Origin of the sequence: Salinisphaera sp., assembly GCF_035690525.1 — a bacterium.
In the GTDB taxonomy this organism is placed as follows: domain Bacteria; phylum Pseudomonadota; class Gammaproteobacteria; order Nevskiales; family Salinisphaeraceae; genus Salinisphaera.
This window is the reverse complement of record NZ_DASSKM010000043.1, coordinates 17,614-28,084: the sequence shown is the minus strand read 5'-3', so window position 1 is coordinate 28,084 and position 10,471 is coordinate 17,614. Positions and strand designations below refer to the sequence as shown.

The 10,471-nt window shown below is 63.9% G+C and carries 10 protein-coding genes; 5 read left to right on the top strand and 5 right to left on the bottom strand.

Annotation, left to right across the window (positions count from 1 at the left end):
- Positions 1-33: 33 nt before the first annotated feature.
- Together VFJ08_RS03260 and VFJ08_RS03255 are read right to left on the bottom strand one after the other, a co-directional pair.
- A complete protein-coding gene (locus tag VFJ08_RS03260) occupies positions 34-1,221 on the bottom strand; it encodes an IS110 family transposase (protein ID WP_324995120.1) in 1,188 nt (395 codons plus the stop codon).
- Positions 1,222-1,706: 485 nt separating this feature from the next.
- Positions 1,707-3,338 carry an ATP-dependent DNA ligase gene (locus VFJ08_RS03255; RefSeq protein WP_324995118.1) on the bottom strand — a complete coding sequence of 544 codons (1,632 nt, stop codon included), beginning with the start codon at positions 3,336-3,338 and terminating at the stop codon, positions 1,707-1,709.
- A gap of 254 nt (positions 3,339-3,592) precedes the next feature.
- Here VFJ08_RS03255 and VFJ08_RS03250 point away from each other — a divergent pair, with 254 nt between their 5' ends.
- Together VFJ08_RS03250 and VFJ08_RS03245 are read left to right on the top strand one after the other, a co-directional pair.
- The gene (locus tag VFJ08_RS03250) at positions 3,593-4,447 is read left to right on the top strand and encodes a class I SAM-dependent methyltransferase (RefSeq protein ID WP_324995116.1); all 855 of its coding nucleotides are present in this window, start codon (positions 3,593-3,595) and stop codon (positions 4,445-4,447) included.
- 11 nt (positions 4,448-4,458) lie between these two features.
- Complete coding sequence (locus VFJ08_RS03245) at positions 4,459-5,292, top strand: SAM-dependent methyltransferase (protein WP_324995114.1); 834 nt, start codon at positions 4,459-4,461, stop codon at positions 5,290-5,292.
- 38 nt (positions 5,293-5,330) lie between these two features.
- On the opposite strand, the gene VFJ08_RS03240 is transcribed toward VFJ08_RS03245, so the two are convergent.
- Positions 5,331-5,474: a hypothetical protein gene (locus tag VFJ08_RS03240; RefSeq protein ID WP_324995112.1), complete on the bottom strand. Its 144-nt coding sequence runs from the start codon at positions 5,472-5,474 to the stop codon at positions 5,331-5,333.
- Positions 5,475-5,584: 110 nt separating this feature from the next.
- A complete protein-coding gene (gene lipA / locus VFJ08_RS03235; protein ID WP_324995110.1) occupies positions 5,585-6,580 on the bottom strand; it encodes a lipoyl synthase in 996 nt (331 codons plus the stop codon).
- Between the two features lie 151 nt (positions 6,581-6,731).
- Here lipA and VFJ08_RS03230 point away from each other — a divergent pair, with 151 nt between their 5' ends.
- Positions 6,732-7,814: a DUF5924 family protein gene (locus VFJ08_RS03230; protein WP_324995108.1), complete on the top strand. Its 1,083-nt coding sequence runs from the start codon at positions 6,732-6,734 to the stop codon at positions 7,812-7,814.
- A gap of 37 nt (positions 7,815-7,851) precedes the next feature.
- Here the strand turns inward: VFJ08_RS03230 and VFJ08_RS03225 are convergent, their stop codons facing one another.
- Positions 7,852-8,772, bottom strand: a complete 921-nt coding sequence (locus VFJ08_RS03225; RefSeq protein ID WP_324995106.1) for a lipid kinase — start codon at positions 8,770-8,772, stop codon at positions 7,852-7,854.
- A 147-nt stretch (positions 8,773-8,919) separates the two neighbouring features.
- Here VFJ08_RS03225 and VFJ08_RS03220 point away from each other — a divergent pair, with 147 nt between their 5' ends.
- Together VFJ08_RS03220 and VFJ08_RS03215 are read left to right on the top strand one after the other, a co-directional pair.
- The gene (locus VFJ08_RS03220) at positions 8,920-9,477 is read left to right on the top strand and encodes a YIP1 family protein (RefSeq protein WP_324995104.1); all 558 of its coding nucleotides are present in this window, start codon (positions 8,920-8,922) and stop codon (positions 9,475-9,477) included.
- Positions 9,478-9,492: 15 nt separating this feature from the next.
- Positions 9,493-10,470, top strand: coding sequence for a DnaJ C-terminal domain-containing protein (locus VFJ08_RS03215; RefSeq protein WP_324995102.1), 978 nt, complete (start codon positions 9,493-9,495; stop codon positions 10,468-10,470).
- The last annotated feature ends 1 nt before the right edge of the window (position 10,471 follow it).

Here is a 10,471-nt window from a genome sequence, read left to right as displayed (position 1 = left end):
TAGTGAGTAGACTTGAACATCCCTCTTATATTTTCAAGGCATTTTAAATTTAACTTCGTAATCTCGCTTATTTTTCAGCATCCGCCAGATGACGCGCACGAGATGACGGCCCAACGATCGTACGGCTTGGTTGTGGCGCTTGCCCTGAGCACGTTTACGATCGTAGTACGCCCGTGATTCGGGCACCTGTGCCATGTGTCGGACGATGCAGGTCATAAGCGCGGTCTGGCATCGTGTATTCACGCATTTCGGACGCTTGCCTCGCTGTTGGACGCCCGAGCTATGGTCCAACGGCGCCATGCCGAGATAGAGCGCCAGGCTGGCTTCACTGTCGAATTGCGGTAACGCACCGATCTCGCCGGATAACTCAGCGGTTCCGATGGGTCCGAAGCCGGGGATGCTGCGCAGGTGTTGGGCCATCGGGCATTCGGCGGCTACCGCGTCGATGCGGCGGTTGAGGCGCTGGATGCGATCATCCAAGTCGCATATGGCGCGGGCATCCGCCACGATATCGGCATCGGCCAGATCGATGTTCGCGCCGAACATCGCCTGGCGTTGCCAGGCCCGGATACGTGGCAGGGTCTTGGCGCCAACGCCACGGATACCGGCGATGCTTTTTTCCTGTAGCCGGGGTAAGGCGGTCAAGCGATCTCGACACGTGACAAAGCGCAAGAACCAGCGATTGTCAGCCGCGCCGGTCAGTGCCAGCAGGTCCGGACACACGGCCTGCAAGTCACAGCGCAGGCGCGTCAGGCGCCGGGCGCGATCAGCGACTTGTTGCCGGCGTCGACGCGTGAGGTATTTGAGTTGACGCTGTGCTTCGCTGGCCGCGGTGACTTCTTGCAGCACGTCACGCCCAAACGCGCGTTGGCCATCAAAAGCAAACAATTCCAGCATGCGCCGGGCGTCGATCGCGTCCGTCTTCGCCGGCGCCGGGAATATCTCCTTGTAACGGGCCAGCTTGAGATTGTTGACGTTGTAGAGCCGCCATCCTCGGGCCAGCACCTGCTGATCCAGCGGGCGGGCCCAACCGTTATAGCCTTCCATGGCCACACGGATATCACGCAGGCCTTGTCGCTCGATACGCGTAAAAAACTGCCTGAAGCCGGCGTCTTGATGATCAATACGAAACTCGTCGACTAACTCGCCGGCGGCATTGCCGATGGCGACTTGATGAAAACGACTGCCGACATCGACCGCGACACGTAGTTCTGCTGCCATGCTGATCTCCTGTAGCAAAAGATCATCCGGCGTCTTGTCTACCTAGAAAGCCACGGCCCATAGGCTGGCATCATCCACGCCTGGACGTCCCGGATGATGCAGGTGACGAGGGCGGCAATTCAAAGTCGAGCATCCGGTGAAGGCTGCGAACCCCTTGAGCCACACCCTCGCCACCGATACGAGTCTACCGAACTGACCAGTGCTCGTGCACCTGCAGAAATACGAAGGTAGACCAGTGCTCGTGCACCTGCAGAAATACGAAGGTAGACCCCTTTCTCTTTAGGCGACATGTATCTATATCTAGATATTTCCAGCAATCCGATTGATCAGTTCGAGGCGGAGGGCTGTAGCGTAGGCTGATGCAGCTGTGTAGCCATGACGCCCCCTCGCCTGCAACCGCGTTTAAATTATAGTAAAGACAGCTTGGATGCCATCTCGAACGCCTTTTAGACGTTTTCCTGAGCGCATCTGCGAGTTCATCGTTTTCAGGGAACGTTGGCTTTCTCGTTCGGCGGCAGCAGCGCCTTCACATTGTCTAGCGTATCGGCCTCTTCCATCGGCTTGTCGTGGCGCCAGCGCGCAATGCGCGGAAAACGCACGGCGATGCCGGATTTGTGGCGGTTCGAGGCCTGGATGCCCTCGAAATGCAGCTCGAAGACATGGAATGGTGTGACCGAGCGCACCGGGCCGAAACGTTCTTTCGTATTCTTACGGATCCAGGAGTCGACCTGCCGGATCTCGGCGTCGGTTAGGCCCGAATAGGCCTTGGCGAACGGCACCAGTTCGTCGCCGTCCCATACCGCGAACGTGTAGTCGGTCAACAAATTCGAGCGCCGGCCCGAGCCCGGCTGGGCATAGAGCAGTACGGCATCGATCGAGAACGGGTCGACCTTCCATTTCCACCAGTCGCCGCGCACGCGCGCAACGCGATACGGCGAGCCGATGCGTTTGAGAACGAAACCTTCGGTGGCGTAGTCGCGGGAGCGCTCACGGAGTTCGGCCAGCGCTCGCCAGTCATCGGCGGCGACGGTCTGCGACAGCGCGATGCGATCGTCGACCTCGGCCAGCAGTTCGGCCAGCCGGGCCCGCCGGGCTTCGACCGGCTGTTCGCGTATATCGACGCCTTCGTGTTCCATAAGGTCGTAGGCGAAAAACCGCACGGGGTGCTTGTTCTGCATGCTCGCCGATGGTTTCAGGCGCCCGATCCGGCGCTGCAATCGAGCGAACGGCAACGGCAGCGGCTCGCCCTCGGCCCAGGCCAGGATCTCGCCGTCGAGCACGCAGCCTTCGGGCAGCGCCGCCGCGGCCGCCTCGAGCTCGGGGAAACGGCCTTCCATCAGATCTTCCCCACGCGACCAGATATGACATTCGCCGGCGCGCCGGATGACTTGGGCGCGAATGCCGTCCCATTTCCATTCGACCAGCCATTCGTCGCGCGCGCCTAGGCTCTCGACCGAGCCGGACGGCGCATGCTCGATCGGCGAGGCAAGAAAGAACGGATACGGCTGGGCGGCGTCCTCGCCACGATCCTCGGGATCGACCAGGCGTTCGAAAAACTCCGGCGTCGGCTGCCAGCGGCCCATCAATCGATGGGCCAGTCGGGCCGGCTCGATGTCGGCGTATTCGGCCAGCGCCCGGGTGACCAGCCGGCGCGATACGCCGACGCGAAACGCACCGGTCAGCAACTTGTTGAGGGTGAAGCGCGCCTCGGTCGGCAGTTCGCTCCAGTAGCCGTACAGACGCGCTTTCTGCTCGGCTTCGTCCAGGTTCTTTAGCGGCAGGATGCGGTCCTCGACCCATTCGTGCAGCGGCACGTCGAGCCCCGCATCGCCGGCCGCGATCTCGTCCAGCAACAGCGTCATGGTTTCGGCCGAGTCACCGACCGCGGCATAACTTTCCTCGACCAGCCACATCGGCATGTCGATGGTTTCCGCCACCCATGCGCGGAGCTTGGGCCCGGAAATCAGCCTTTTGATGCGCCGGCCGCAGAGAAACGACACCGCCCACGCGGCATCGGCGGGCGGGGCCTCGGCAAAATAGTCGCGCATCGCGGCTATCTTCGGATGGGTTGCCGTGGTCGCGTCAAGGCGCGTATAGAGTGCCGTGAATCGCCGCATTAGCCGACCTAATTTGCGCAAATGGGCGCGGAATCGGGAACAATCGGGCACGATTGACTCGCCGTCTCCGTATCCGCGCGGATGCCTTGCCAGGGCTGGCTTACAGCGCGATCAACATGCGCGCCCCAGCGCGCCGGAACCGGGGACGCGCATTGAAGTAGGCCCGGACTGTGCCTACGGTGTAAGCGAACCATTTGAAAAGCTTGCGGCCGGGGCGCGCGACGCTTCATCGGCTGCGACGGAGGCACTTGCGTATGAGTAGCGAACCGAGCATCGACCCCATGTTTCAACGCGAGCAAGATTTCGGCGACGCGCCCACCGAGATCCGCGAAACGGACCACTACCAACACGAATACGTCCACGATTTCGTCGAACGCTGGGACGATCTGATCGACTGGGACGGCCGGGCCGCCAGCGAAGGCAGTTTTTTCATCGACGTGCTCAAGAAATACGGCTGCGAAACGGTGATCGACGCCGCCTGCGGCACCGGCTTTCATTCCGTCCAGTTGCTGCGCGCCGGGCTCGAAGTCGCCAGCGTCGACGGCAGTCCGCAGATGCTCACCAAAGCCTTCGACAACGCCCGCGAGCGCGGTTTCATCCTCAAGACCGTGCACAGCGACTGGCGCTGGATGACCCGCGACATGGTCGGCCGCTACGACGCCATCATCTGTCTGGGCAACTCTTTCACCCATATCTTCAACGAGCACGACCGCCGCCGTACGCTGGCCGAGTTCTACTCGATGCTCAAGCACGACGGCATTCTCATCCTCGACCAGCGCAACTACGACGCCCTGCTCGACGGCAAGTCGAGCCCCGGGCATAAGTACTACTACTGCGGCGACGGCGTCTCCGCACAGCCCGAACACATCGACGACGGGCTGGCCCGGTTCCGCTACGAATTTTCCGATGACGGCTCCGTCTATCATCTCAACATGTTCCCGTTGCGCAAGGCCTATGTGCACGACTTGATGCACCAAGTGGGTTTCCAGCGCGTGACCACCTACGGCGACTTTCAGTCCAGCTACCGCGAGGACGATCCCGACTTCTTCATTCACGTGGCCGAGAAGAGCTATCTCGCCGCCGACGAAGACGCCGACGTCAGCCAGTAAGAGGGGAACCGATGAACACGTATTCCGAGGCGGTCAAGACCGCCCAGAACTACTACAACAGCGACGATGCCGACAACTTCTATTCGCGCCTGTGGGGCGGCGAGGACATCCATATCGGCCTATACGAGTCCGATCAGGAACCGGTGCTCGACGCCAGCCGCCGCACCGTCGTCCGGATGGCCGAACTGGTCGCCGACAAGCTCGGGCCCGAGGCGAAGGTGCTGGATATCGGCGGCGGCTACGGCGGCTCGGCGCGCTATATCGCCGAACATTACGGCGCTGCCGTGGTGTCGCTCAACCTGTCCGAGGTCCAGAACGAGCGCGGCCGGCGGCAGACCGCCGAACGCGGGTTGGCCGACAAGGTCACTATCGTCGACGGGGATTTCGAAAATATCCCGTTCGATGCCAACAGTTTCGATGTAGTCTGGTCGCAGGACGCGATCCTGCATTCCGGCCATCGAACCCGCGTACTCGACGAGGTGGCGCGCGTCTTGAAGCCCGGTGGCGTGCTCGTGTTCACCGACCCGATGGCCGCCGACGGCGTACCCGCCGACGTGCTGCAGCCGGTGCTCGACCGCATCCAGCTCGAGACCATGGGCTCGCCGGGCTTCTATCGCGAGCAACTCACCCGGCGCGGTCTGACCGAGCGCACCTTCGAGGACCATAGCGCGCAAGTACCCCGCCACTACACCCGGATTCACCAGGAACTCGACACCCGGCGCGGCGAGCTCGACGGCCATATCTCCGAGGCTTATGTGGCCAATATGAAAAAGGGCCTGCAGCACTGGGTCGACGCCGGTCGGGCGGATCGCCTGGCCTGGGGGATCATGGTGTTTGATAACTAGGGCATTTTCAGCGACCGTCCGGATCCGATCGTCGGCGGTCATCTGCTGGCCTCGATCCGCGAGGTGCTGGCGATGCCGCCACCGACGAGGACATCAATGCCTGGGCCGCGGCCTATGACGAGCTGGCCGCTTTGTTCATCGAACGCGAGCGTCAGATCTACGCCGAGCAACGGCGCCTGCACGGCTGGTCGGGCTTCAAGCCCTTCGTCGTCACCGGCCGGGAAAGCGCGAGCGAAAACGTCGTCTCGCTTTATCTCCAACCCACCGATGGCCGGTCACGCGCCGGGCCGGGTCAGGCCGTCTCTTCCAGCCCGGCGTTGTTCTGGTCGAACACGCGATCGGCGCGATACGAGCTGCGCACCAGCGGGCCGGAGACGACTTCCATGAAGCCGCGGGCCAAACCCCACCGGCGATATTTCTTGAAATCGTCCGGCGGCACGTAGCGATCGATCGGCAGATGATTGACGGTCGGGCGCAGATATTGACCGAACGTGACGATATCGACGCCGATCGCGGCCAGGTCGTCCAGCACTTCGGCGATTTCGTCCTCGGTCTCGCCGAGCCCCAGCATCACCGATGTCTTGGTCAGCACGTCCGGATTGTGCTTCTTGGCGTGCGCCAACACGTCCAGCGTCTGCCGATAGCCGGCGCGCGCGTCACGTACGACGTGCGTCAGCCGCTCGACGGTCTCGACGTTCTGGGCGAATACCTCGAGGCCCGAATCGACCACGGTCTCGACGTGCTTCTCCACGCCGCGAAAATCCGGGGCGAGCGCTTCCACACGCACTGCCGGCGTGCGGCGCTTGATCGCTTGCACGCAGTCGGCGTAGTGGGCCGCGCCGCCATCGGACAGATCGTCGCGATCGACCGAGGTGAGCACGATATAGTTCAGGCCCATGATCTCGACCGAAGCCGCGCAGTGTTCGGGCTCGTCGGCATCCAGCCAGCCGTGCGGGTTGCCGGTGTCCACCGCGCAGAACTTGCAGGCGCGGGTACAGGTATCGCCCATGATCATGATGGTGGCGGTGCCGTGGGTCCAGCATTCGCCGATGTTGGGACACATCGATTCTTCGCAGACCGTGGCCAGCTTGTGCTCGCGCACGTTGGCCTTGACTTGGCCATAGCCCTCGCCCGAGGGCAGACGCGCGCGCAGCCAATCCGGCTTGCGCCCGACCGGTACCGCGGCCGCTTTCTTCGAGGCCTTCATCCCGTTCTTGATGGCGCGCGTGCCGTTGGGTTTGCTCACCTTGGTTCCGGTGACCACCGGAATACCCTTGAAATCGCTCATGGGTCCTCGATCCGATTCGGCGGGTGTCGCTACGACAAAATGATAACACTCGCCGCTGCGCTCCATACGCGCGGATCACGTTAGCCGTTGCGGCCTCGATGCGCTGCTATGATGCCGCCTTCATTTTCCCGGCCCAGCGCGCCCGCCCCACGTGTCGAGTACCGATCCCGCGCTTGAAGCATCGCGCCCGACGAGCCGCACCGATCAGCTGATCGACCGCGTAATGAACAGCCGCGGCGGGCGCATCGCATATCGCCTGCGCCGCGTCGTGCCCGTGGCCTCGTTCGCCATCGGCCTGGGCAGCTATTTTCTGATCCAGCGCCAGAACGCGCTCGCCCAGTGGCTGACCGCGCTCATGCTGCTGGGCTGGGTCGCCCTGCTGTTCGAAGGCCTGTTGTGCCGCATCCTCGCGCGCTGGGTCGGCGAGCGCGTGCCGCAGGTCCTGGTGCGCTACGCCGCCCAGGCGCTGCACCAGGAAACGCTGTTCTTCGTATTGCCGTTCTTTCTGGTCACCACCACTTGGCTGTCGGCGCAGGCGCTGTTCACCGGCCTTTTGATCGTGGCCGCCGTGGCCTCGGCGATCGACCCGATCTACTACGACGTGATTGCGCCGCGCCGCTGGCTGTTTCTCGGCTACCACGCCTTCACCCTGTTCGCGGCAATTCTGGCCGGCGGCCCGATCATCGGCGCATTGACCACCGGCGATTCGATCGCGCTGGCCTCGGCGGTCATGGCGGTCTGCGCCCTGCCCAGCCTCAACGACGCCGTACGCGTGCGCCATTGGTGGCGTTGGCTACTTTTAGCCGGGCTGTCGGTCGCACTCGGCGGCGGCGCCTGGATGGCCCGTTTCTGGATTCCGCCGGCGACCCTGAACGCCAAGCATATGGCGATCACGACCCATGTCGACACCGCCGACCGCGAGCCGGCTTCCGACCGCGACCATTTCACCGTGGCCGAACTACGCGCCGACGGGTTGTATGCCTTCTCGGCGATCAAGGCACCGCGCGGGCTGCATCAGCGCGTGCTGCACGTGTGGTGGCACAACGGCGAGGTGATCGACCGCATTCCGCTGCAGATTACCGGCGGCAGGCGCGAGGACGGTTATCGCGCCTGGAGCCACAAGCTCACGCTGGGCGCCGATCCCACCGGCCACTGGCGGGTCGACGTGGTCACCGACGACGGCCAGTTGATCGGCGCCGAGCGCTTCACCGTCACCGACGGCAAGACACCGTAGCCGGCGGGCTCATTCGCCGGCCAGCGCGCCGGACGCCCTACGCCGCCGAGGACGACTTACCGCTGCCGTAGCGATCGATATAGCGCTGTGGCACTTTCACGGTCAGCGCCTGGGGCAACACGCGGAAGGTGGCCGGCGTGGCGGTCAGGATCTCGCCGTCGGTGTTGATGTCCATCGGCTCTTCGGTGCGGATATGAAACGCCGTGCCTTCGAACAACTGCAAGCCCTGCATGGCCTTGTGCGGGCCGCGCACGAGCCCGGGCAGCATGGCGATCAGCGAAGACAGCGGCTGCGGCTTGAGGCTGTAAAGATCGAGCTGGCCGTCGTCCAAGGCGGCATCGCTGGATACCGCCAGGCCGCCGCCGAAATAACGGCCGTTACCGACCGCGACCTGGATCGAGTGCAGCCGTTCGGTATGGCCGTCGAAGGAGATTTCGGCATCGAAGGCCCGGGTATCGCGCACCGCCGAGAACACATTGGCCGCATAGCCAAGCGATCCGAACCATTTCTTGGCCGCGTCCGAGCGATACTCGCTGGCCCGCACCGCAAGCCCGATGCTGGCGACGTTGAGAAAATGCACGTCGTTACAAAGACCGAGATCGATGCCGTGATCGATGCCATCCACGACGTTGTCGCAGGCCGCCGCCAAATCGGTGGGAATGAGCAACGTGCGGGCGAAGTCGTTGGCCGTACCGAGCGGCAGCACCGCCATCGGCTTGCCACACGCCATCATCGCCTTCGAAGCCAGATTGAGCGTACCGTCGCCGCCGCCGAGCACGATCACGTCCACGGCGTCCGCGTGACGACGAATCTCGGCGGGCACGTCCTCGGGCGCGTCGAAACGGCCCTCCAGAACGTCGACACCGCGGTCGCGAAGCTGCTCGACCGCGGTCTGGGCGTTCGCCTCGCCCTGGCGCGATTTGCGGTTGATGAGAAGTAGAGCGCGCAGCCTGATCACCGTTGTCGAAAGACTAATGTCGCCAGCCTAAGTGGGTGTCGCGAGTAGAGCAATCGACGATTGCGATCGAACCGCGCCGATACTCGACTGGCCTTCACCGGCAGTTTGCGCCACGCTATGGCGGTCCACGCAAACCAAGACTATCGCATGAGCGGATTCATTGAACGCATGGTTGGCGCCGCCAAGCTCGAGGTGCCTATCTACGAAGAAGTCGAACACGACAGCGCGGCCACCGGACAGGCCGCGGGCGTCGTCCTTCTGGCTTCGATCGCCGCCGGTATCGGCGCGCTCGGCGCAGCCGGCTTCGCCGGCCTGATCCTGGCGCTGATCGGCGCCCTGCTGGGCTGGGTGATCTGGGCGGTCATCGTCTGGTTCATCGGCACCAAGATGCTGCCGCAGGCCCAGACCGAGGCCAATATCGGGCAACTGCTGCGCACCATGGGCTTCGCCGCCTCGCCCGGCCTGCTACGCGTGTTCGAGATCATCCCGGTGCTGGGCGGCCTGGTCGCGCTGATCGTGTCGATCTGGATGCTGGTGACCATGATCGTGGCGGTACGCCAAGCACTGGATTACGACAGCACTTGGCGGGCCATCGGCGTGGTCGTGATCGGCTGGATCATCCAACTGCTGATCGCCTGGCTGATCGGCGGCGCGGCGGTCTACGGCATGGGCGGCCCGCCCGCCGGCGGTGCCGGCGCGGTTTGATCGCGCCGAGCGCTCATGGAATATAAGGACTACTACGACATCCTCGGCGTCGAACGCGACGCGGCCGAAGATGATATCAAGCGCGCCTATCGCAAGCTGGCCCGCAAATATCATCCCGACGTCAGCAGCGAAACCGATGCCGCCGACAAGTTCCGCGAGGCCAACGAAGCCTACGAGGTCTTGAAGGACCCGGAAAAACGCGCCGCCTACGACCGGCTCGGCCAAGGTAGCGGCCAGGGTGGCCATACCCGGGCCGGCGGCGGCTTCGAACCGCCGCCCGACTGGAATTCAAATTTCGAATTCCACGGCGGTGGCTATACCGGCGCCGATGCCGGCGATTTCAGCGATTTCTTCGAATCGCTGTTCGGCCGCGGCGGCTTTCGCGGCGCCGGCGCGCGCGGGCCGGGCGCGCCGGCGGGCGGCGCCATGCGTGGGCAGGACCAGACCGCGTATATCGCGCTGGACCTGGAGGATGCGTTCGCCGGCGGCCAAAAGACGCTGTCGCTGCGTATGCCCGAGGTCGACGATTCCGGACGCGTGGTCAATCGCGAGCGCACGGTGCGGGTGAACATTCCCAAGGGCGTGCGCGCCGGTCAGCAACTGCGTCTGGCCGGCCAGGGCATGCCGGGCATGGCCGGCGGCGAAGCCGGCGATTTGTATCTCGAGATCGCGTTCAAAACGCATCCGCTGTATCGCCTCGACGACAAGAACCTGATCCTGGAGTTGCCGGTGGCGCCGTGGGAGGCCGCGCTCGGCGCCACCGTCAAGACGCCGACGCCGGCCGGGCCGGTGGATCTGAAGATCCCCGCCGGATCGAACTCGGGCCGGCGGCTGCGGCTCAAGGGGCGCGGCATGCCCGGCAAGACGTCGGGCGATTTGATCGCTATCCTGAGAATCGTGCTGCCCGAAAAGGTCGACGACGAGGCACGCGCACTCTACGAAAAACTCGCCCGCCACGCCGATTTCAATCCCCGCGCGCGACTCGGAGTCTGAT